This window comes from Shewanella sp. 1180_01, from assembly GCF_052850535.1.
Map to the genome: position 1 here is coordinate 24,530 of NZ_VXCT01000006.1, position 21,387 is coordinate 45,916.

At 45.5% G+C, this 21,387-nt stretch carries 23 protein-coding genes; 9 read left to right on the forward strand and 14 right to left on the reverse strand.

What is annotated here, in order from left to right; all coding sequences use genetic code 11:
• Positions 1 to 7 precede the first annotated feature (7 nt).
• The 3 genes from FW758_RS05215 to FW758_RS05225 form a co-directional block, all read right to left on the reverse strand.
• A complete protein-coding gene (locus FW758_RS05215; protein ID WP_107947072.1) occupies positions 8 to 532 on the reverse strand; it encodes a M48 family metallopeptidase in 525 nt (174 codons plus the stop codon).
• 47 nt (positions 533 to 579) lie between these two features.
• On the reverse strand, positions 580 to 1,017 hold the full coding sequence (locus tag FW758_RS05220; protein WP_006081174.1) for a DUF3010 family protein: 438 nt from the start codon (positions 1,015 to 1,017) through the stop codon (positions 580 to 582).
• A 202-nt stretch (positions 1,018 to 1,219) separates the two neighbouring features.
• Positions 1,220 to 2,575, reverse strand: a complete 1,356-nt coding sequence (locus tag FW758_RS05225) for a DEAD/DEAH box helicase (protein ID WP_446444821.1) — start codon at positions 2,573 to 2,575, stop codon at positions 1,220 to 1,222.
• Between the two features lie 249 nt (positions 2,576 to 2,824).
• On the opposite strand from FW758_RS05225, the gene rssA reads away from it, so the two are divergent.
• A complete protein-coding gene (rssA, locus tag FW758_RS05230; RefSeq protein ID WP_311999216.1) occupies positions 2,825 to 3,772 on the forward strand; it encodes a patatin-like phospholipase RssA in 948 nt (315 codons plus the stop codon).
• Between the two features lie 130 nt (positions 3,773 to 3,902).
• Here rssA and FW758_RS05235 read toward each other — a convergent pair whose 3' ends face one another.
• Positions 3,903 to 4,925 (reverse strand): NADP-dependent oxidoreductase, encoded by a 1,023-nt coding sequence (locus FW758_RS05235; RefSeq protein WP_446444822.1) that lies wholly within the window; start codon positions 4,923 to 4,925, stop codon positions 3,903 to 3,905.
• A 147-nt stretch (positions 4,926 to 5,072) separates the two neighbouring features.
• On the opposite strand from FW758_RS05235, the gene FW758_RS05240 reads away from it, so the two are divergent.
• From FW758_RS05240 to FW758_RS05270, 7 genes are all read left to right on the forward strand, one after another.
• Positions 5,073 to 5,591, forward strand: a complete 519-nt coding sequence (locus tag FW758_RS05240; protein ID WP_446444823.1) for a MarR family winged helix-turn-helix transcriptional regulator — start codon at positions 5,073 to 5,075, stop codon at positions 5,589 to 5,591.
• A 120-nt stretch (positions 5,592 to 5,711) separates the two neighbouring features.
• Positions 5,712 to 6,401 carry a hypothetical protein gene (locus FW758_RS05245; protein ID WP_446444824.1) on the forward strand — a complete coding sequence of 230 codons (690 nt, stop codon included), beginning with the start codon at positions 5,712 to 5,714 and terminating at the stop codon, positions 6,399 to 6,401.
• 259 nt (positions 6,402 to 6,660) lie between these two features.
• Positions 6,661 to 8,778 carry an anaerobic ribonucleoside-triphosphate reductase gene (gene nrdD, locus FW758_RS05250; RefSeq protein WP_347096542.1) on the forward strand — a complete coding sequence of 706 codons (2,118 nt, stop codon included), beginning with the start codon at positions 6,661 to 6,663 and terminating at the stop codon, positions 8,776 to 8,778.
• A gap of 119 nt (positions 8,779 to 8,897) precedes the next feature.
• The gene (gene nrdG / locus FW758_RS05255; RefSeq protein ID WP_115336134.1) at positions 8,898 to 9,359 is read left to right on the forward strand and encodes an anaerobic ribonucleoside-triphosphate reductase-activating protein; all 462 of its coding nucleotides are present in this window, start codon (positions 8,898 to 8,900) and stop codon (positions 9,357 to 9,359) included.
• 114 nt (positions 9,360 to 9,473) lie between these two features.
• Positions 9,474 to 9,830, forward strand: coding sequence for a YibL family ribosome-associated protein (locus FW758_RS05260; RefSeq protein WP_107947079.1), 357 nt, complete (start codon positions 9,474 to 9,476; stop codon positions 9,828 to 9,830).
• Between the two features lie 273 nt (positions 9,831 to 10,103).
• The gene (gene ribA, locus FW758_RS05265) at positions 10,104 to 10,718 is read left to right on the forward strand and encodes a GTP cyclohydrolase II (RefSeq protein WP_006087423.1); all 615 of its coding nucleotides are present in this window, start codon (positions 10,104 to 10,106) and stop codon (positions 10,716 to 10,718) included.
• A 57-nt stretch (positions 10,719 to 10,775) separates the two neighbouring features.
• On the forward strand, positions 10,776 to 11,753 hold the full coding sequence (locus tag FW758_RS05270) for a hypothetical protein (protein ID WP_432358327.1): 978 nt from the start codon (positions 10,776 to 10,778) through the stop codon (positions 11,751 to 11,753).
• A gap of 95 nt (positions 11,754 to 11,848) precedes the next feature.
• Here FW758_RS05270 and FW758_RS05275 read toward each other — a convergent pair whose 3' ends face one another.
• From FW758_RS05275 to FW758_RS05295, 5 genes are all read right to left on the reverse strand, one after another.
• On the reverse strand, positions 11,849 to 12,307 hold the full coding sequence (locus FW758_RS05275; protein ID WP_446444825.1) for a FlxA-like family protein: 459 nt from the start codon (positions 12,305 to 12,307) through the stop codon (positions 11,849 to 11,851).
• A 278-nt stretch (positions 12,308 to 12,585) separates the two neighbouring features.
• Positions 12,586 to 12,969, reverse strand: a complete 384-nt coding sequence (locus FW758_RS05280) for a VF530 family protein (RefSeq protein WP_311900223.1) — start codon at positions 12,967 to 12,969, stop codon at positions 12,586 to 12,588.
• Between the two features lie 179 nt (positions 12,970 to 13,148).
• Complete coding sequence (locus FW758_RS05285) at positions 13,149 to 14,612, reverse strand: carbon starvation CstA family protein (protein ID WP_006087427.1); 1,464 nt, start codon at positions 14,610 to 14,612, stop codon at positions 13,149 to 13,151.
• Positions 14,613 to 14,809: 197 nt separating this feature from the next.
• The gene (gene btsR / locus FW758_RS05290) at positions 14,810 to 15,520 is read right to left on the reverse strand and encodes a two-component system response regulator BtsR (protein WP_006081188.1); all 711 of its coding nucleotides are present in this window, start codon (positions 15,518 to 15,520) and stop codon (positions 14,810 to 14,812) included.
• Entirely contained in the window at positions 15,517 to 17,214 is a 1,698-nt protein-coding gene (locus tag FW758_RS05295; RefSeq protein WP_006087428.1) for a sensor histidine kinase, read from the reverse strand. The genes btsR and FW758_RS05295 overlap by 4 nt, the downstream gene beginning before the upstream one ends.
• Positions 17,215 to 17,342: 128 nt before the next feature.
• On the opposite strand from FW758_RS05295, the gene FW758_RS05300 reads away from it, so the two are divergent.
• On the forward strand, positions 17,343 to 17,585 hold the full coding sequence (locus FW758_RS05300) for a YecH family metal-binding protein (RefSeq protein ID WP_115334993.1): 243 nt from the start codon (positions 17,343 to 17,345) through the stop codon (positions 17,583 to 17,585).
• Positions 17,586 to 17,874: 289 nt separating this feature from the next.
• Here the strand turns inward: FW758_RS05300 and FW758_RS05305 are convergent, their stop codons facing one another.
• The 5 genes from FW758_RS05305 to FW758_RS05325 form a co-directional block, all read right to left on the reverse strand.
• The gene (locus tag FW758_RS05305; protein WP_006081191.1) at positions 17,875 to 18,219 is read right to left on the reverse strand and encodes a hypothetical protein; all 345 of its coding nucleotides are present in this window, start codon (positions 18,217 to 18,219) and stop codon (positions 17,875 to 17,877) included.
• The gene (locus FW758_RS05310) at positions 18,206 to 18,874 is read right to left on the reverse strand and encodes an AAA family ATPase (RefSeq protein ID WP_006087431.1); all 669 of its coding nucleotides are present in this window, start codon (positions 18,872 to 18,874) and stop codon (positions 18,206 to 18,208) included. Before FW758_RS05310 ends, FW758_RS05305 begins: the two co-directional genes overlap by 14 nt.
• 76 nt (positions 18,875 to 18,950) lie before the next feature.
• Positions 18,951 to 19,253, reverse strand: a complete 303-nt coding sequence (locus FW758_RS05315) for a PilZ domain-containing protein (protein ID WP_446444826.1) — start codon at positions 19,251 to 19,253, stop codon at positions 18,951 to 18,953.
• Between the two features lie 158 nt (positions 19,254 to 19,411).
• Complete coding sequence (locus tag FW758_RS05320; protein WP_006081194.1) at positions 19,412 to 19,816, reverse strand: phosphate-starvation-inducible protein PsiE; 405 nt, start codon at positions 19,814 to 19,816, stop codon at positions 19,412 to 19,414.
• A 138-nt stretch (positions 19,817 to 19,954) separates the two neighbouring features.
• Entirely contained in the window at positions 19,955 to 21,127 is a 1,173-nt protein-coding gene (locus FW758_RS05325) for an NnrS family protein (protein ID WP_446444827.1), read from the reverse strand.
• Positions 21,128 to 21,387: the final 260 nt, after the last annotated feature.

Consider the following 21,387-nt stretch of genomic DNA (forward strand, 5'->3'; position numbering starts at 1 on the left):
ACTAAGGTCAAGTGTTGGCTTTATCTGCGCAATAAGGGGATATGTTGGCGTCGATACAGGTCAATAATAAGCGTAAATCAAATTCAAACTGGTGATAATCCGGCTCCATATGAGTACACAAATTATAGAAAGCCTTGTTGTGATCTTTTTCTTTTAAATGGGCTAATTCGTGTACAACGACCATACGTAATAAAGGCTCTGGTACACGCTTCAAACGTGAAGAGATGCGAATTTCGTTCTTAGCTTTGATTTTATTGCCTTGAACTCGCGCGACGTAGGAATGTAAGCCAAGTGCATGATGACTAATGTTAATTTTGTCATCAAAGATCACTTTTGAGAGCGGGGACGACTGGCGTAAAAATTGGTTTTTAATCGCTTGGGTGTAGTCGTACAGCGCTTTATCGCTGCGAACGCTATGTATGACAGGATGACGTTTCAACAGTAGCTTAGGTAATGTGCCAGCATCAAGATGTTGCTGTACCTGCTGTTGGATATCTGGGCTGTAACCGCTTAAGTATTTTAATGGATTCATAGGGCATTTGGCTCCGAATGACTTCGGAGCCTGAGTCATCGCATTACTTAAACTTTGCCGAAAATACGGCGATTTTGCTGGGCGTAAGCGGCTTCGAAAGCTAACTGCTGCACTTTTTTAAGATCTAAACTATCGAAATCAACCTGCGGTGGATTGCGCTTGTTTTGCTCTTTGATAGTGACAGGAGACAGTAAGCTGACAGGTAATTCACCTAATTGAATCGCGGCTTCAAGTTTAAAACTTGTGGCTGAGCCCGCCAATTTACCTTTTTGTTCACGTTCAATGATGACAACTTCATCAACGCGATAATCTTGCATAAGCTTATGAAAAGCGAAGTGAAACTCACGAATGGCTTCTGTGGTAGCAGATTGGGAAACGGTGAAAGACACCTTACGGCATTCTGGCACATTGAAGGTTTCACCTTCATAGCTCAATAAACTGATAATGGCTTCGCCACCTTTTAATTCAACACCACAAACTCTCATGTTACACCTTCAAAATATCGATAATAGCGCTATTGTAGCTGGAAATGACGTGAGGATCAGTGTTTACCCTGCGCTTTTGATTCGCTTGGCGACAGACTGATGCGCTTAGTGCGTCAATTCCCAGTATTCGATCAGCCAATGTGTTGTGTATCAGAAATAAAATCTGATGTTAAATCCACCGGCATGTATGCTTTAATTCTTTCTAAACTTCTTCTGTATCATTGTCTTGCAGCAATTTCGCCGCAGCAGGCTTTTTACGCATTGGTGCATCGCCAATGTCCACGCCCGTGATAAAACGCTTATCCCGTGAAGGCGCCGGTGTGGCTGCTTTAGTTCTTTTGCTCTTACCTTTAGCAAGCTCGGCTTTAGCAACATGTTTTGCTGGTGTCTGTTTGGCTTTGCTTTTTAGACCACTAAATTTAGCTTCTAGACCTGGAATAGTACTGATCTCAAAGGTCTTTCTAAGGAACACTTGGACTTTCTTAAAGTTGTCCCAATCTTTAGGTCCGACGAGCGATATCGCATCACCTTTCGCGCCAGCACGGCCAGTACGACCGATACGATGCACGTATTCTTCGGCAAATTTAGGCATGTCGAAGTTGACGACCAAAGACACATTGAGCAAATCCAAACCACGAGAGGCAACATCGGTTGTCACTAGGACTTGTTGTTGGCCACGGGCAAATTGGTCCATGATTTGGTTTCGTGCGGCTTGCTTTAAATCACCGCTGAGTGCGGCGGTTGCAAAACCTTGCTCAATTAATTTAGCGGCTAAGCGTTCTGTATCTGGGCGCGTCGCAGTAAAGATGATCACTTGCTTGTGGGTTTCATCTTTAAGTAAACGGGCTAATAACGCTTCTTTATGGTCTAAGTGGTCACATAAGAAGATGCGTTGGTGAATGTCGTTATGCTCAGAGTGAGCCGCGCCAATCGCCACGTGCGCTGGATTTTTTAGCAGCGTTGCCGCGATATCATTGATTTCGTCATGATCTAACGTGGCAGAAAACATCAGCGTTTGACGACGTTTATGATCGGCAGCATCGTTGATGGCTTTTAACTGCGGGGCAAAGCCTAAATCTAACATGCGGTCGGCTTCATCGAGCACGAGTAACTCTAACCCATTCAGGAATAAATGTTTTTGCTCTAAATGATCGGCGATACGGCCCGGCGTCGCGACAATAAAATGCGGTTCTTTCGCTAGGGCTTTAGCTTGATCGTTAAAGTTTTCACCGCCCAGAACGCTGATGGCCTTGTATTGGGTGTTGGCGACCAGCAAGCGAAGCTGACTATACACTTGATGTGCTAGTTCGCGGGTCGGTAATAAAATCAATACTCTAGGATCGCGTTTAGACAGTGAGCGGGTAGAAATGACTCTTTGCAATGCGGGTAACAAAAACGCTAAGGTTTTACCTGAGCCAGTTTTTGATGACGCCATTAAATCTTTACCTGCCAATGCGATAGGCAGTGCTTGTTCCTGGATGGCGGTGGGTTCTGTGATCCCCATATGTTTTATGCTTTGAAGCAGACGCTGGTCCAGAGAAAAATCGGTAAATTGCAAAGGTATATCCCCTAAATCTTAGTAAGGGCAGATTATAGCCTTAATCGCCCTAACTCAGCTATCCACATCGATGATTATCTCTGCTTCACGCATGGATTTATCGCGAAAGTGTGTCATTTACACTTAGTTGCCTGCATTTGTTTACATCGATGTTACAAGTACTTAATTGCCTTGGTTTCACCAATTGACAGTGGATATGAAAGGATTTTACGTTATCGTGTAGTGGATTGAGTAACAGGAGAATGATTTATGGCTAACGGAACAACCCCTTCGGTTGGTATTGCCTTGGGCAGTGGCGCTGCGAAAGGTTGGGCGCACATTGGCGTGTTGAATGGTCTTGCCGCCATGGGGATCAAACCCGATAAAGTTGCGGGATGTTCGGTGGGCGCTTTAGTGGGCGCCGCGTACGCCCATGACCATTTACCTGAATTAGAAGAATGGGTTCGGAGTTTCTCGAGCTGGGACGTACTTGGCTTGATGGACATTCGATGGCGTAAAGGCGGCCTTATCGGCGGTGATAAGGTATTTGATGTACTACAGGCTCGAATCGGGGATGTGAATATTGAGAACCTCAATCGTCCCTTTGCTGCGGTTGCGACCGACTTGTACTCCGGGCAGGAGATTTGGTTTACAGAAGGGGATTTACGTCAAGCGGTGCGAGCTTCTTGCTCTATGCCGGGGATTTTGGCGCCCGTGAGACAAGGTGACCGCTGGCTTGTCGATGGTGCTGTGGTGAATCCAGTGCCTGTTTCTGTCAGCCGTGCCATGGGCGTTGATGTGGTGATAGCCGTGGATTTATATGGTTATCATTCTGGTCGCATCCAAGTATTGCCGGTGAGCATGACGAGCCAAAAAAACGTTGAAGCTGAAATGGATATGCCTGCGCGACAAGATACTGGATTTATGGATTTGTTTGCCCGTGGCCGAGATTATGTCAGCAATCTGACCGATAAGTTTTCACTTGGCACTAAATCGAATCCTGGCATGATTGCTGTAATGTCGCAATCTATGGGCATTTTAGAGCAAAGACATAAACGGGCGCGCTTGATGGGCGATCCGCCAGATATTTGTATTGTGCCTGAGGTCGGCAATATCGGCACTATGGAGTTTCACCGTGCCGATGAGGCGATTGCCGCTGGCGAGGCTGCCGTTGAAAAGGTGGCCCACTTGATTGAAGCTGCGATGTGGAAGGGCTAATCCGTTAAAAGATAAACAGTTGACAATCAAATAGAAAAAGTCGGTACAACTCGCGTTATACCGACTTTTTGCTATCTAAAACTGAGTCTTGCTATCTAAAACTGAGCATTTATGTCGCTTTGATGGCGAGTTACGCTAATTTCACCAACATTTTACCGCGATTCTTACCTTCAAACAGACCGATAAAGGCATCAGGTGCTTGTTCAAGCCCTTGATAAATGGTTTGTTCAGCTTTGATTTTACCTTCAGCTAACCATTGAGCCATTTTAGCGGCAAATTCAGGATAATGCGCCCAATGTTCGGATACGATAAAACCTTCTAACTTAAGTTTACGCATCACTATCAGGGCCAAGTTGTCTGGACCGGGTGTTGGCGCAGTGTCGTTGTACTGCGAAATCATACCGCAAACGGCGATACGACCATGATCTTTCATATTGCTCAGCGCTGCGGCTAAATGCTCGCCACCGACGTTTTCAAAGTACACATCAATCCCTTCTGGCGCGGCTTTTGTGAGCGCTTGGGTGAGATTGCCACAGGTTTTGTAATTGATGATGGCATCAACACCATAGCTTCGCAGCAATTCCGCTTTTTCGTCTGAACCCACAGAGGCGATTACGCGAGCACCCATCAGTTTACCAATCTGGCAAGCAACACTGCCGACGGCGCCTGATGCGGCTGAAACAAACAGGGTTTCACCCGCTTTTAAATCTGCGATGCGAGTCAGTCCCGTCCACGCTGTCATGCCCGGCATACCCAGCACGCCGAGGAAATGTGAACTGTCTAATTCGGTTTGCGGCAGAGCGGTCAATCCAGCAGTGTCAGTGACAGCGTGCTCGCGCCAACCTAACATGCTGCTGACTTTAGTGCCTACTGGGAAATCACTGTTTTTAGACGCGATAACTTCACCAATCGCGCCGCCTTCTAAGACTTGATTCAAGGCGAAGGGCGGAACATAACTCTTACGATCTACCATGCGGCCGCGCATATAAGGGTCGACCGACATCCACAGGTTTTTTATCAACACTTGCCCATCGGCGAGCGGTGCTAAGGGATTATTTACTAAAGCAAAGTTTTCTGCCGTAGGCATGCCTTCAGGGCGACTGGCTAAATGGATTTCACGGGTTTCACGGGTTTCGGTAATAGTGCTATTCATAGAAAATTAACCTTTTGTTTGTGCGCAAACTAACTGCGTCAACTGTACGTGGCTTCATGACACAATGCAAATACTTTGCGCGCAAACTAGATGCGATGGGGCTGATCGGATAAGATAGCGCTATGTTTGAATGACAGGCGCTTATACGTGCAAAATTGTTTATCTCACCCAGAGCTTGGATCTACAGATCAGAGTCAAAATCCAGAGCTTCTAAACCCAGAGCCACAAAGCCTAGCGCCAAGTGATGCACTGTGTTTATCTGACAATGTGTGCTTCGCGCTATATTCTGCCAGTAATGCCTTAGTGCGCGCTTATCGGCCTTTACTCGAGGCATACGAGTTAACTTTCCCTCAATATCTGGTGATGCAAACCCTGTGGCGTCAAAATGGCTGTAGCCAAACACAGCTATCAATGGCGACTAAACTCGATATGGGAACCCTAACGCCAATCGTCAAGCGGTTAGAGGTAAAAGGCTTGATCACGCGTTTGGCCTGCGTTGAAGATGAGCGGAAAAAATTGATCACTCTGACGGCTCAGGGAGAGGCGATTAAGTATGAAGCCCTAGCCTTAAAGCAAACTTTGCTGAATAAAGTACAAATGGATGCAGAGGCACTCGATTTGTTGAGGCGGCAATGTCTTGCCCTTATTGAAGATTTACAGTCCTAGAGATAAAGCTACTGGTGCTGTTTGCTACCCGAGAATTCAGGCTCTGCACAGATTAATACTTGATTGGCTTAGTTTTTGCTTTAAAACCGTCATTGAGTCTTAGACGCCGAATTTTTGACGATGAATTCTATTTTAAACGCCTTCAATCTTAATCGCAGCAATACCAGCATCGCCGATGCCTATGGTGCCAATAGCCAAAAGACGAGTACGGCTAAAACCGATGCGACCACTGAGACCAAGAAAACTCAGACGGATGCCGCTAAACCCGACGCGGGTAAAGCCGATGAGATAGCGCTGTCGCCACGGGCGCAACGTGCACAGAAAATTCAGTCGATGGCGAAGGATTTTTTTGCCGATGGAAAATTTGGTGTCGCCGATATTCCCGCATTAGTGTCACGTTTACAAAAAGACGGCATTTTATCGGACGTGCAACTCGACCGTTTATCAAAAAACGGTATTACAGTTCCGAGCACAACCACGCCGAGTAAGCAGTCGCTGCAAGATTTCTTAGATGATGAGCTCAAATCATTAGCCAAAAAATCATCGAACAACCCCCTTATCAATACCTTGGTCGATGCGAAAAACGTTTTGACCAATATGGATGATGCTCAGTCGCCGGTGCTCGCTCAAAAAGCCACCAAAGTCCTTGGCCAGTTAACGGATTATTTAAACTCCGAGCCACCACTAACGGATACCCAAAAGCAGCAATGGCAGGGGCTTAAATCTATGATGCAACTCGCTTCTTCTATGGGCTCGCATCAGTCGGCATCGGGCCAACTCAGTAGTTATCTCGCACTCGCTAAACGTTAATCTTGAGTTATGGTGCTTGATCATCACTGATTTCAGGCATCAACTAGCTGGGTTTAATCAGCAGGTCAAGGCGCAATTTTCAGATAATTGGGCCTAGCTGCAGTTCTGGTTTGTTCTTTTATTTCATCCTAAAAACTATGATCTGGATCATGGACGCCTCACCGTCGCTGTAGCTTAATGCTCTACATATTGTGTTTTATGCTTTTAAAATCACTAGATGTAGTGTTAATTTTTAGGCGAGATGGAGAGGAACTGAACAATGCCAGTCGTAATTAAGCGTGATGGTTGCCGCACACCTTTTGATGAAACAAGGATAAGGGATGCAGTGAATGCCGCTGCAAACTCAGTTGGAATAGAGGATGGCGACTATGCAGCGACAGTGGCAGCGTGTATCAGTCAAAGCGTCGCGACCTTAACCGAAGTCGATATCCATCATCTGCAGGATGCGGTTGAGAATTTACTGATGGAAGGGCCGTACAAATCATTAGCGCGGGTGTATATCGAATACCGTCACGACCGAGATGTGTGCCGTGAAGCGACCAGTAAATTAAACCTCGAAATCCGTGGTTTAGTCGAGCAAAGCAATGCGGCGTTACTCAATGAAAATGCCAATAAAGATTCGAAAGTTATCCCAACTCAGCGGGATTTGCTCGCAGGTATAGTCGCCAAACATTATGCCAAGAGTCATATCTTGCCAAAGGATGTGGTTGCTGCCCATGAAGCGGGCGAGATCCACTACCACGACTTAGATTACTCACCGTTTTTCCCGATGTTTAACTGCATGCTGATTGATTTGGCGGGCATGTTAACCCATGGTTTTAAAATGGGTAATGCCGAAATCGAAACCCCTAAGTCTATTTCAACGGCGACAGCCGTCACCGCGCAGATCATTGCCCAAGTGGCGAGCCATATTTATGGCGGCACGACCATTAATCGTATCGACGAAGTGTTGGCGCCATTTGTCGCTAAGAGCTACGACAAGCACTACCAAATCGCCTTGAATTGGAAGATCACCGACGCCAAAGCTTTTGCCACGGCGCAAACTGAAAAAGAATGTCACGATGCATTTCAGTCTTTGGAGTATGAGGTTAATACCTTGCATACCGCCAACGGCCAAACACCATTCGTGACCTTTGGCTTTGGGTTAGGCACCTCGTGGGAATCCCGCTTAATTCAGCAATCTATGCTGAAAGTACGGATGGCGGGATTGGGTAAAAATCGTAAGACGGCAGTTTTTCCTAAGTTAGTGTTTGCGATTCGTGATGGCATTAATCACAAGACTGGCGATTGCAATTACGATGTCAAACAGATGGCGCTCAAGTGCGCGACTATGCGCATGTATCCCGACATTCTCAATTACGAGCAAGTCGAGAAAGTCACAGGTTCATTTAAAACCCCAATGGGCTGCCGCAGCTTTTTAGGCACCTACGAGGAAAATGGCGAACTCATGCATGAAGGACGTAATAATCTCGGGGTAGTGAGCTTAAACTTGCCGCGGATTGCTTTAGAAGCCAAGGGTGATGAAGCGGAATTTTATCGTCTTTTAGATGACAGACTAGTCTTAGCTCGCAAAGCGTTGGATACTCGCATTGAGCGACTCAATGGCGTTAAAGCCCGCGTGGCACCAATCCTCTATATGGAAGGCGCCTGTGGTGTGCGCTTGCGCGCCGATGATGATGTTTCTCAAATTTTTAAAAATGGTCGCGCGTCGATTTCACTCGGTTACATTGGCCTGCATGAAACCATGAATGCACTCTATGGCACCCAAACCCATGTATTTGACGATGCACAATTAAGGGACAAAGCCGTCGCTATTGTTGCCTATCTTAAAGCCGCCACGGATGCGTGGAAGGCTGAAACAGGTTATGGCTTTAGTCTGTATAGCACGCCAAGTGAGAGTCTCTGCAGCCGTTTTTGTAAACTGGATGCGAAGCAATTTGGCTTAGTCACAGGGGTGACGGACAAGGGCTATTACACAAATAGTTTCCACCTTGATGTGGAAAAAAGTGTAAATCCTTACGATAAAATTGATTTTGAACAGCCATATCCCGCAATCGCCAACGGCGGCTTTATTTGTTATGGCGAATATCCCAACATGCAGCATAACCTCGAAGCGCTGGAAAACGTGTGGGATTATAGTTATAGCCGCGTGCCTTACTATGGCACTAACACGCCAATTGATGAATGCTACGACTGTGGCTTTACTGGCGAATTTAGCTGTACCAGTAAAGGGTTCACTTGCCCTAAGTGCGGTAACCATGAGCCAAGTCGGGTGTCAGTGACGCGCCGAGTGTGCGGTTACTTAGGCAGCCCAGATGCGCGGCCCTTTAATTATGGTAAACAGGAAGAAGTAAAACGTAGGATCAAACACTTGTAACACAAATATTTTATTCTGCTTGTTAGACTTATTCCGTTGCATCACGTGGCATCAAATCAAATAGTGCCATGGGATAAGTCCCAATGTTAAAAGATGAAATGCACTATGAAGTACTATCAATGAATTACCATCAATATTTCCCTATAGATGTGGTCAATGGCCCTGGTACCCGTGCGACCTTGTTTGTCTCTGGCTGCGAGCACCAGTGCCGCGGTTGTTACAATCAAAGTACTTGGGATCCCCGTTCTGGGCATGTGTTTGATAAGACGATGGAAGATAGGATGATTGCCGATCTCAATGACAAGCGAATTGTACGCCGTGGTTTGTCGCTCTCGGGGGGCGATCCTTTATTGCCTGTCAATCTTAGTGCCATTTTGGCGCTCGTCAAACGAGTGAAGGCTGAGTGTAAGGGGAAGGATATTTGGCTGTGGACGGGTTATGTGCTTGATGAGTTGAGTGATGAACAGCGCGCCGTGTTGGCCTATATTGATGTGCTGGTGGATGGGAAATTTGAACAAAGTCTTGCCGATCCAAGTCTCGTATTTCGCGGTAGCAGCAATCAGATCATTCGTTTGTTATAAAAGCGGTAACGAGGATCTGTAACTTGCTGCTATAATCTCAGGCCTTGACACAGACGCTAGCATAATCAGGCTAAGATTTTACTGTGGCTAACTTAGGTAATTTAAGGTAACAGAATGAATTTAAAGCAAGAACTGCAGCAGCTTAACGATAAATTAGATAAATTTCGTCGTAAACTTGCTGCGGCTGAACAAAGAGGCGATGACGTCATTATTGCCCAGTTCAAGCGCGAAATCGCTGCAGTCACTAAGCAAATTGGCAGTGTGAAAGGCCAACAAACCCGCTTATTGAATAAGCAAGGTTCAGATATCAAAGGTTTGCCTTTCCATCGCGCTTTGACTAAAGAAGAACAAGCGGACATGGGCAAACTGAAAAAGTCTGTCAAAGGTCTTGTGGTGATCCACCCTATGACGGCTATCGGCCGTGAAATGGGGCTAAAGGAAGTCACTGGATACGCGCCCGCAAAATTTTAATGTGGGTTAGGCTGTCACTGACACGGGATCGAGTGTCGATCACGTGTTTGTGCGCCTAGTACTTTATGCACAGCTTCGTTTTAATCCATTCCTTCGTGCTGCCCATCGAAAATGACATTCATGTTTGGTTTAGTTGATTAAAACACTAAAGTATTTCTTGATTGTTCAAAAACACTTTAGAATAGTGCGCTTAGTAGGCTAAGTGCCTAATCCTCGTTTGTTTCTAGGGATCTTATTCGTCTCATGGAATGAGAGTTGTCGTTAAGGTTAAGTATGTCGATAAAATATGTCGCGACGTCAAAGTTACCCACTCCTTGGGGCGTGTTTGCCATGCATGGTTTTGAAGATACAGAATCAGGCAAAGAGCATGTTGCGCTCACATTCGGTACGCTCAGTGCGGATGAACCTGTGTTGGGTCGAATTCATTCCGAGTGTTTAACTGGCGATGCGTTATTTAGCTTGCGTTGTGACTGTGGTTTTCAGTTACAAGCGGCGATGCAAAATATTGCAGAAACGGGCAGTGGCTTTATCCTTTATTTGCGCCAAGAAGGCCGTGGCATTGGTTTGTTGAATAAAATCCGCGCCTACGAGCTGCAAGATAAAGGTGCCAACACAGTTGAAGCCAACGAGCAACTGGGCTTCGAAGCCGATATGCGTAAATACGACATGATCAAACCTATGCTGGAACAGATAGGCGTGAAGCATGTGCGTTTGATGACCAATAACCCTCGTAAAGTGAAAGCGATGAAGGAGTTTGGCATCGAAGTGGTTGAGCGCGTACCGTTGCAAGTTGGTAAGAATCGTTACAACGAAGCCTACTTAAAAACCAAATCCACCGAGCTTGGACACATGATGTCTGAATATCATTTTATGGATGAAAATAAGTAGCTTTGTATTTATGATGGGTCGACCGATTGAGTCAGAAATGAGTAAGGTTTAAGTCAATTGAGCCATTTTTTCAGTCGGTTGCCATTATGTTTGTCGTTAACTTGCTTAGTATTTCTGAGCATGGTTCCTGCCGTTTTCGCCAATAGTGCATCCTCCGCCAATACGTTTACACCTGCGACACTTACATCTGCGTCTCAAGCAAATGATGCTGGCTTGCCTGTCGATCCTGTTTCTATCAGTCATGTGCCTAGCAGTAATGCCAATGGCAGCAATCCGATAGAGTCGAGCAGTAATCCCAATTCTGTTTATGCCTTTGGTAGTTATCTCGGCACAGGGGTTTACCGCGCCGCCAACCAAAATGCGACCGTGGTCAGCATTCCGTTAAGTTTTGATTTAAAGAAAGATAGCGGAAGCCAGACTTGGTTACGTTTACCTATCTCCTTCGGCTTTTTTGATTATTTAGCCAAAGATATCACCGAAGGCGAGTTACCGTCGTCGATAGGTACTATGACCATTACCCCAGGTTTTGAGCACCACTGGCAGGCTAGCGAGAACACTCGAATGGAAGGGTATTTAGATATCGGTTTTGGTACTAACTTCGATAAAAACGATAACGTTGCCATTATCGCCTCTGGGATCAGTAGCTTGTATGATTTTACCCTAGCTGGGCAAGATGCGGTGTGGGTGTCGAGATTACGTTTCGCTGGGTACAGTGAGCACTATGGCAAGTTTGCCGATCAATTTGCGGTGTTACAAACTGGCGTTGATTTAGGATTAGCGCCGCGCTGGCAATGGTGGGATCTGCAGGTGCAACCAAGGATCTTTGCTGTGGGTTATTGGTATTTCAATGAGCTCAGATTTATCAGCGAGATAGAGCAAGATACCATAGTTTCAGGCAGTTATGAGGCTGGTTTTTCCCTCGCGTTTTCTAAGCCCGTTGGGGGCGAATTGCTGGGTGTTGATCGTATTGGATTCAGCTATCGCCGTGGTGATGGATTGAACATTTGGCGTTTGATGTTCAGCTTTCCCATCTAAGTAGGGTCAACTAGACGGCTTGAATATATAAACCGCTTGAACATGTCGATGTTGCGAACATGGGTTAACTTAGCACAGTATTATCACCGCTTAATTTAAGCCGATTCCTTTTTTTGGGCTTCGCGCATCTTCTTCTCAGTCAAGGTTGCTATCTGACTACTCAGCTGCATTATTTGCTCTTGGATCATCTTACGTTGCTGATCTGCGGTCTCTGAGTCATCATTTTCAAGCTTGGCCAACATTTCTTGGAGTGCCTTGATTTGCTCTTTTATTTTTTGGATCTGCTGGTCAATTAACGTCATGGGTTCTTCTGATGAGGCATTGTCGACTTCATTCTTTTTGGCTGAGGCTTTGTCTCTTAAGGTTGCGCCCACATCTGCGGATAAAGCTGCGCGGCCCGCATTAGAAATGGAGACAGTGTCTTGGCTATCTTGTGAGTCAGCGGACTCACTATTCGCTGTTTGTGTTGTGGCTGGTGTCGCTGCGATATATGCGCTTGATATGGCGGTGAAAGCTGAGCCAGTTGCGCTACTGTTTATTCCATTAATGTTCATTTAACACTCCATTGATGCAAACTGCGTTGATACTCAAGTCACTATAACAGTCGGTATCGGCCATAGATTTGAAAACTGAAGTCAATTTTTGGTTGTTCAGCTAAAAAGAGTGCAAGCTATTGGTTCAAAATCGATAAGTGAGTGCTATTCGCCGCAAATAGATTAAGGCTGTAGGTGAGTACAAATAGGTTAATGAAAATAGATCCGCATCAGGTTAATCACGACAATACAGCCCTTATGCTAGGGCTGTTTACGTTTTATGGCAGCAGAGGCGAGGATTAATTGTTACCCCAAATATGGCTGTTTACTGTGCCATCTGAGCTGGATTTATCGCTTTTAGCCGGCTTTTCAGGAGCGGTTTTAGTGGGCTTTTTAGTCGCGATTTTTGCCGCAGGCTTTTTAGCGGTTTGACTCGCTTCGGCTTTAGGTGGCGGTAACGGTAATTTGTTGGCTCTTAAATAAAGATATTCGACTTTATCCCGCGCCCACTCTGTTTTTCTTAAAAAACGTAAACTGGATTTGATGCTGGGATCGTGGGTAAAACAGCGGATATTAATTCTCTCACCTAATTCTTCCCAGCCGTATTTCTCGACTAAGTAAGTGATGATCGTTTCCAGTTTAATGCCGTGGAGCGGGTTATTCGATTGATTCATATTATGCATGTTGCAGTGTGCTATGGCGGGAGTATAGCAGTTTTGTATGCCTGATACAGTGTGCAATGGTATCGAGTCAAGCTTGAATACCTTGCTCGCTCACACCAGAGTCTGCAGTTATTGGTGGAGCAGTATGATCAAAACAGGCGCAATAAAGCGCCTGTTTTAGCTTGGTCATTCGGACTGTTTTATGAGTCTTTGACTGTTTCTTTAAGCTCAGTTTCTACCGGTAAATCAATCTCACCTTTACCTTTGGTTTTAACAATCAACAGCGCTGTAATCACTAAGGTGGTGACCACGCCTGCTATGGTTGATACCGTCATCGGTAAGCCTGCACCTAAGGTTGACGAGTTCAGCAGGAAGGTGATGACCACTGTGGTCATAAACATCGCTGGAATAGTCGCAATCCAATGCAGTTTGTTATGGCGTAACAGGTAAGCCGAAGCCGTCCACAGCATTAATACCGCGGTGGTTTGGTTTGCCACACCGAAGTAGCGCCAAATGACACCAAAATCCACTTGAGTCAACATACCGCCGATAACAAACAGTGGGAGAGCTAACACTAAGCGTTTTGGCAGTGAGATTTGTGGCATGTTGAAAAATTCAGCCAGAATCAAACGCGCAGATCGGAAAGCCGTATCACCTGAAGTAATCGGCAGTATAATTACACCTAGGATAGCCATAAAGCCACCGACAGCGCCTAACAGACCAGTAGAAGCCTCATAGACGACGTTGGCAGGGTTACCTGACATGCCCGCACTTAAGCCTTCAACACCGCCGAAGTAAGATAATGCAATCGCACACCAAAGCAGTGCAATAATGCCTTCGCCAATCATGGCGCCAAAGAAGACGAAGCGACCATTGGTTTCGTTTTCAACGCAGCGTGCCATTAATGGTGATTGCGTTGCATGGAAACCTGATACCGCGCCACAGGCGATGGTGATGAATAGCGCAGGCCAAAGTGGCATGTCATTTGGATTTAAGTTTTGGAAGAAATCGCCCGCTTGTACGTTAGGCAGTAAGGTGTGCTCGCTTGATAGGATAATCGCGAAAGCCAGACCGAACGACATGAAGAACAGTAAAGCGCCAAAGAAGGGGTATAAACGACCGATAATTTTATCGACTGGCACCACAGTTGCGATCAGGTAGTAGACGAAGATAATGCCGACGAAGATACTGACGTCCCAACCGGTAAGCTTGCCCAGTAAACCTGCAGGCGCAGAGATAAAGACCACACCAACCAGCAATAACAGCACAATAGCAAACACGTTCATGAAGTGTTTGGCACTCTTTCCTAAATATTTACCCGCAAGGTTTGGCACAGATTGGCCGCCGTTGCGCACTGATAACATGCCAGAGAAGTAGTCATGCACGGCACCCGCAAAGATACAGCCAACCACAATCCACAACATGGCCGCAGGACCATAGAGTGCACCTAAGATAGGACCAAAGATTGGGCCTACGCCTGCGATGTTTAATAATTGAATTAAATAGACTTTACCCTTAGACATAGGCACAAAGTCGACGCCATCAGTTTGAGCGAAAGCGGGTGTTTGACGATTAGCGTTAATGCCGAAGACTTTCTCGACAAAGGCGCCATAGATAAAGTAGCCGCCGATCAGCAGACCGACACAGAGTAGGAACCACATCATTTTTGTTATCTCCCCATTTGAGTTCTGGCGAGTGTAAACAAGTTGTTGATATAAAACTTCGCAATCTTAATGAGTGGTCGAAAATGCAGGGTGAGTGGTAATAGGTGGGCTTGAGTGGTTGCAATCGTATGTTAACGGCGGGTGTTGTTGGCCATCTTGTGACTAAAAATACCCGCTAAGATGGCTTTTTGCTTGAGTTATTGGAAGCCGAACAGCTGTTTAAGGCTCTTAAGATAACGCCGTGAGACGGGCACTTTATCCCCTGAGTGGGTGGTGACTTCGGCGCCCGTGTCTAACAGCTCAATTTCGGCAATCGCCTTAGGTGAAATCAAATACTGCCGATGGCAGCGCACCAGTGGGGTTTTTTCTTCAAACACTTTTAAGGTCAATTGGGTATGGACTTTGCCTTTTGTACTGGCCACATGGATGCCGCTCAAATCACTGAACACATATTCCACATCTTGGATGGCAATCACCTTGAGTTTATTGCCGCTGTAACAGGGAATATGTTCCAGACGCTTTGGGGTAATGGGATCCATAATTTGAGGCGTCAGATTTTTACGCACCCGAGTGAGGGTTTTACTGAGTCTCTCGGCATCTATCGGTTTGAGCAAATAATCGAAGGCATGGTTGTCGAAGGCCTTGACGGCAAATTCGTCGTAAGCGGTAACAAACACAATTTTCGGCATGTTATCAGGGTCGAGCATAGCGATAAGTTCCATGCCCGAAATGCGCGGCATTTGGATATCGAGAAAAATTAACTGAGGTTTTTCTTTGGCTATGCTTTGCAACGCCTCAATGGCATTAGCGCATTGACCAACAATTTCAATGTCGTGTTCTTGCCCCAAAAGATCGGCTAATTCTTCACGAGCAAACAGTTCATCATCAACAATTAAACAAGTGATCACGTGCGGGTGTCCATATTGGATATCTCAGGGTTTTCTATGGGTAATCTTATGGTGACACGAGTCAATTCATCGGCTTCGCATTCCACAGTGACACCATATTGCTCGCCAAAAATATTTTGAATGCGTTTATGCACTAAGTTCATCCCTAGGCCTTCAGAGCCCTCAACGGGCTGATATAATCCGGCATTGTCTGTGACTTCTAATTCCAGCACATCATTTTCGAGCTTGCCCGTCACTTTGATCTGCCCTTGCTCTATCATGTGCGAAGTGCCGTGCTTTACCGCATTCTCAATAATCGGCTGCAGGGTAAAGGCCGGTACTTTGCAGTGGTAGAGTGATTCAGGTATCGCGATACTGACTTGTAATTTATCAATAAAACGCGCTTTTTCAATGGTGAGATAGGACGCGATGTGATCTAGCTCATCCCCAAGCGTCACTAAGCCTGTAGTTCGCTTTAAATTGATCCGTAAAAATTGTGATAACTGCTGCAGCAACTGCTTAGACATATCGGGATCGCGCTTGATAATCGCGCTAATGGTATTGAGAGCATTGAACAGAAAGTGTGGATTAACCTGCGCTTGCAGTAATTTCAATTCGGCTTGAGTCAGCAGATTTTGTTGTTGCTCAAATCGGCCATAAAGTATTTGGTTGGATAACAGACGGGCAATACCTTCACCTAAAGTGCGGTTAATATTCAAAAAAAGCTTATTTTTCGGCTCGTAGAGTTTAATGGTGCCAATGACTTCGGTATCACTGCGCAGTGGGATCACCAGACTCGATCCTAAACGACAATTACTTGAAATAGAACATGAATAGGGCATTTCAACGCCATCGGCGAACATAACTTTATTTTGATTAATCGCCTCTAAGGTGATCTTGGAAGAAATCGGCGTGCCAGGCAGATGATGATCGGCACCTATACCAATAAAAGCTAACAGTTTTTCCCTGTCGGTGATGGCTACTGCGCCCACATTGGTTTCTTCTATGACGATTTTGGCGACACGGCTGCTGCTTTCTTCGTTAAATCCTTTTGATAGCAGTCCGACACTGCGTTCGGCTATCTTTAATGCTTTAGTTGAAAAACTGGAGGAGAGTTTATCGAACATGGTTTTTTGGTCGCGGATCATGCTCATAAAGAGTGCCGCTCCCACTGAATTGACTAACAACATGGGCGGCGCGATTTGGCGCACTAATTCCCATGCATCATCGAAGGGGCGGGCGACCAGTAAGATGATGCTCATTTGCATCATTTCGGCATAAAAAGTCACTAGGCAAACGAGTAATGGATTGTAGATAAGCTCACTTTTACCCGCACGTCTTAAGTAGAAGCTTATCATCCCTGCGGATAATCCTTCTAAGGTGGTGGAAATGGCGCAGGCTATTTCCGTAAAGCCGCCCATACTGTAGCGGTGAAGGCCACCTGTTAGTCCTACTAGAAAACCAGTAACGGGCCCGCCTAATAATCCACCTAACACAGCGCCCATAGCACGGGTATTTGCAATCGCACCTGATGTTTGTTCACCAAAATAGGTGGCCATGATGCAGAAACTTGAAAAAATCAGATACATAAAAATCTTATGTGGCAGACGCGGGGAGGTTTCGGCAAACAGTTTAAACAGCGGCGTTTTACTGACTAAGTAAACGATCACTAAGTACAGCGACATCTGTTGGGTCAATAATAGGATCAAAGACATAATGGCTCACATTATCGTCACAGATGTCAGCGCAGTGGTATCAATTAGAAAGTCTGTGCGCGAGATCAGGGTTCAAATTCAACCGTTAGGATATAAAGAACAATAAAATTGCATCTTTAGGAGGACATATGTCCAATTCTGTTCACGGTCATGATGTTATGGCGCTGATGGTAGCGCAAGGGGCCGCTATTATAAAGCCTGAATTATTATGCCTTATGGGACAAAAGTTTGGCTTTGCGGCTCGATACCATACGTGTAGTGCCGCCGATCTTAGTGCTGAAGCATTGATTCAGTTACTCATAGGTAAAGGTAAGTTTCACGAAACGCCCCAAGGCATTGAACTGGCCGCTGGGAGAACGTGTGAGCACTAACCTATTGTGGCCCTACATATTTTGACGATGGCGTAACAGTCATAAGAGAGCGTAACAGTAATACGAGATTGTAATCAGAGTGTGGTAATCGTTTGACCATAGTTCGACACCTAGCGAGACTGATTTTACTGATTGGGTTTATCACCTTAGAAGCTTAAGCGAGAAGTACCAGTATTAGGTTTAAGCCTAAGTTTCCCAAATTTCTTGAGGTTTAGCTATCTTGAGTTTGAGCTTAAGGCAGCTTGGAGCTCAGGATTCTAAAAGCTCTGATTCCTTGAATCCCTGAAACTTAGGTTTCGTCGTGGCGTTTATTGGCAATTTGGTCCTGCTGAGCGGGGGTGAGTTGGCTAAACTCATGGATCAAAATACGCAGTAAGCGAGATTTTGCAATGCTGGTGGATTTCGATAGGGAATCGAGCTGAGCAATACTCTTCTCTGTCAGGGTAAAGGTAGCGTGGCGATAAATCTTAGTCGACTTTTTATCTAAGCCCTTAACTATCGCTTGAGTCTGAGCCGCGGCTAATAAACTCGCCTTACCTAAGGCGTAGTTATTGGCATCTTCAATGAAATCATCGACAGAAACCGGCTTGATGATTTGCTTCGGTTTCTTACGTTTAAGATCAGTTAAGCTCATAGCTATTTTCTGGTGGCATGGCGAATAACTCATCCGTTATGGCGCGGATCTCATCGGCTGCTTTACCATCGGGTTCGATTTCAACCACAGAGGAGCCTTTTTCTTCACTGTCATCATAAATATTTCGACAAAAGGTGACAGAATTCAACACCCTTAACCCAAAGGACTGCACTACATCTTTGGCTTCTAAAATACGTTTAAATTGTGTGGGAAGCGCAGGGCATTGGGTTAGCACTATAGTGGCGATCATTTTAGGATTTACCATCTTACAAGTGCTGAGCATGTCTTCCATGTGGGGTAATGTCTTAAGATCGCGTCTTTTAGGTCTGAGGGGAATGACAACATAGGTGGCTACCGACATGGCTGCGCGCATGGCTAAGTTATCCTGACCACCACAGTCTACAATCACGTAATCAAAACGCTCATTGAGGCTGAGTAAATCATTGCGAATTTTACCATAAAGCTGAATGCAGTTAATGCTGGGCAGACTGGGATCATTATTTCTTGCTTGGATCCAATCTGAAGTGGTGCGCTGGGGATCACAATCGACCATGAGGACGTTTGCTTGAAATTTTTGCTTAATATAAACGGCAAGATTTTGAGCGAGACAACTTTTTCCGCTACCACCTTTTTCACCACCTACCAGCAAGATCATAGTGACGCCCCTTCATGAATCGTTCAATTCATTGAGTGTAGAACAGACCCATTAAACCTGCGAAATTTAAGTTAAATTAAAGCAGTTGCATGGCTATGTGGTAGCTTTGGTCGTGGCATTTTGCGCAGCGGCAAACTTGTCCTTTGACGGTATTTTGTTGTGTGGTATCGGGATTAAAGGTCACTTCGATGAGTTCGCCCAGTGCAAAGGGACGTTTATAATCGAATAAAATACCGCGTCTTGCTAAGTCAATACACACGCCTTCATCGGATTGCTTCATGCCTTGCGCGTCGACCCAATGTAAGGCGACACGCTCCGCTTCCATGTCCACTCGCAGTGATGTGCGTTTTTCTTCAAAACCAGTAGTATGGTCATCCATAACTCAATTGCCCCGTAAATTATTGATCTCAGTAAAACTAGCATAATTGCTTTTTGGCAGAATACCAATGTGAAAGCTAGGTCTTTGATAATAGTTTTAAAACGAGGACAGCAAGCGCCATTGAATAAGCCTTCAATAGCACCAACTCAGGTGCTTGATTAATTGTCGTATTCTTGGTTTTTAGGATAGGGCATTTTTAACTGACCCCAACGAATGACGATCACAGTTGCCGCTAAAATTAACGTTGACAGTGATATCGCGGCAATACGCCAATCTTCCATACTCTTCATATCTAAAATGAGATACCGAGCCAAGGCCACAATCGCAATATAAAGCGGCATACGCACGGGTAATTTACCGGATTCGTAGTAGTTCGCCACCATGGCTAAGACTTCTAAGAAAATGAATAACAGGAGTAAATCGGCTAGTGCGACCATACGGACAGATACAATATGCACAATTTCTTGGCCTATCGCGACGATAGTGGCAATAGCGATAACAAACAGGACTAAGTGTTCTACGGCTTTAAGGCTCTTAGAACCATATTGGTGATAAAATGGCATGGGCATTCCCTACTTGATGTTTTTATAAATAGTAACAGTAAAAATCAGCTTATAGGGAAAAGCTAGCCGCCGCTGTGTGACTTAATTCACAGATATGTTTAATCCTAAATGCAGCGCAAAGCTCAGTGTCAGTATGTTCTAACCGGGGCGACCATCGATTCTGGCTTGGCACAACATAGGCCCATAGCTGATACAGAAACAGCCAAAGGCGATGACCCAAGATGTAATGGCGGCGAGTAATAATGATGCCGACCAAAGCGGGATAACTCCTGCCAATACTCGAAACACTGCCGCGAGCAGGATTAATCCAAAGGCATACTTCATTATGCTTGGCGGTTGCAGAGTGCGGCCAGTATGTCCTAACGAAACCCGCGCCATCATAGCTAAAATCATTCCCGCTAAACCGCCAACCGTTATCGCGTGCATGCCAACGGATAAGGGGAGTCCAAAAGCAATAAGTGCTAAACCGAGTGGAATACACACATAACTGAGATGCAGTGACCAGAGTAAGGGAACGCGCCAGCAGGAATACCAGCCCCAGCGATGCCAGCGCAGCAATAAAATCAGACTCGCAATCCCAGCCATACTGCGAAGCAATATTTGCTCTTGCAGGATTAAGCTAATGACTAATCCAAAGAGACTGATAAAGCTCAGCCATTCGAGCATTGGCAGCGGTTTTTTACGCTGCCATTGGGTTGCGCGCTCGGTGAAAAAAGGGATCACTCGGCCGCCTAAGAGTGCGACTATGATGCTGATTAACACAACCGCGCCATATAAGCCTATGTTTATCCATTCAAATTGATTTGTTAGTACACCGTAGTAACTCAGTGCATTCATTAGGGTGAGCAAGGTGAGAATGGGGATAAACACAAAGTTTCGCCATTGACGAACGCGGATCACTGCTTGGGCGAGTATTAACGCCGTTAGCGGCAAAAATAGTAAGTCGATAAACATGATAAGTGTAAAGGGAATCGCTAGCGGCATTAGCAATAACAGCCTTGGCAATAACCACAGGCTGAATAACCCCAACAACCCAACAGCTTTAATCCCAGCTTGGCCCGTCCAGTTTTGCACCGCAGTTAATAAAAAACCCGCGACCACGGCACAGACAAATCCGAAAATCATTTCGTGACCATGCCACCAAAGTGGATTAACGGATTGCGGCAACAGATTGAACCCTGAAAGGAATCCTCCCCAGATCCCTAATACCAATACACTGAATAAACTCGCAAACAGGAAAAAAGGCCGAAAGCCTAATCTGAATAAGGCGATTCGTGGTTGTAAATGTGCGGGCTCATCAATGTTCAACATAACTGGCTCTTGAGTATCTGACTAAATCTGTCGGATATTTTAAGCTGCAATTAAAATGAATGTATATATCTCGATATGAGTATTCCTCGTGCTGCGTCTGTTTAAGACGCAAACTTAGTCTGCACAGATGGTGCAATTTTACATGAAAAGCGACAAACTCAAGCGTGAAAGGAGTGAGGTGGCGGACATTGAAACGACAGGATGTAAAGCAAGGGAAGCCAATAGATTGCAATGCACATTAGGCCATGAAGGGTAATCTA

Bases quoted from the DNA above. Each gene is read 5' to 3' on its own strand.
- FW758_RS05215 (WP_107947072.1), bottom strand. From the start codon at position 532: ATGAATCCATTAAAATACTTAAGCGGTTACAGCCCAGATATCCAACAG.
- FW758_RS05220 (WP_006081174.1), bottom strand. From the start codon at position 1,017: ATGAGAGTTTGTGGTGTTGAATTAAAAGGTGGCGAAGCCATTATCAGT.
- rssA (WP_311999216.1), top strand. From the start codon at position 2,825: ATGGCTAACGGAACAACCCCTTCGGTTGGTATTGCCTTGGGCAGTGGC.
- FW758_RS05235 (WP_446444822.1), bottom strand. From the start codon at position 4,925: ATGAATAGCACTATTACCGAAACCCGTGAAACCCGTGAAATCCATTTA.
- FW758_RS05245 (WP_446444824.1), top strand. From the start codon at position 5,712: ATGAATTCTATTTTAAACGCCTTCAATCTTAATCGCAGCAATACCAGC.
- nrdD (WP_347096542.1), top strand. From the start codon at position 6,661: ATGCCAGTCGTAATTAAGCGTGATGGTTGCCGCACACCTTTTGATGAA.
- nrdG (WP_115336134.1), top strand. From the start codon at position 8,898: ATGAATTACCATCAATATTTCCCTATAGATGTGGTCAATGGCCCTGGT.
- FW758_RS05260 (WP_107947079.1), top strand. From the start codon at position 9,474: ATGAATTTAAAGCAAGAACTGCAGCAGCTTAACGATAAATTAGATAAA.
- ribA (WP_006087423.1), top strand. From the start codon at position 10,104: ATGTCGATAAAATATGTCGCGACGTCAAAGTTACCCACTCCTTGGGGC.
- FW758_RS05275 (WP_446444825.1), bottom strand. From the start codon at position 12,307: ATGAACATTAATGGAATAAACAGTAGCGCAACTGGCTCAGCTTTCACC.
- FW758_RS05280 (WP_311900223.1), bottom strand. From the start codon at position 12,969: ATGCATAATATGAATCAATCGAATAACCCGCTCCACGGCATTAAACTG.
- FW758_RS05285 (WP_006087427.1), bottom strand. From the start codon at position 14,612: ATGATGTGGTTCCTACTCTGTGTCGGTCTGCTGATCGGCGGCTACTTT.
- FW758_RS05295 (WP_006087428.1), bottom strand. From the start codon at position 17,214: ATGTCTTTGATCCTATTATTGACCCAACAGATGTCGCTGTACTTAGTG.
- FW758_RS05300 (WP_115334993.1), top strand. From the start codon at position 17,343: ATGTCCAATTCTGTTCACGGTCATGATGTTATGGCGCTGATGGTAGCG.
- FW758_RS05305 (WP_006081191.1), bottom strand. From the start codon at position 18,219: ATGAGCTTAACTGATCTTAAACGTAAGAAACCGAAGCAAATCATCAAG.
- FW758_RS05310 (WP_006087431.1), bottom strand. From the start codon at position 18,874: ATGATCTTGCTGGTAGGTGGTGAAAAAGGTGGTAGCGGAAAAAGTTGT.
- FW758_RS05315 (WP_446444826.1), bottom strand. From the start codon at position 19,253: ATGGATGACCATACTACTGGTTTTGAAGAAAAACGCACATCACTGCGA.
- FW758_RS05320 (WP_006081194.1), bottom strand. From the start codon at position 19,816: ATGCCATTTTATCACCAATATGGTTCTAAGAGCCTTAAAGCCGTAGAA.
- FW758_RS05325 (WP_446444827.1), bottom strand. From the start codon at position 21,127: ATGTTGAACATTGATGAGCCCGCACATTTACAACCACGAATCGCCTTA.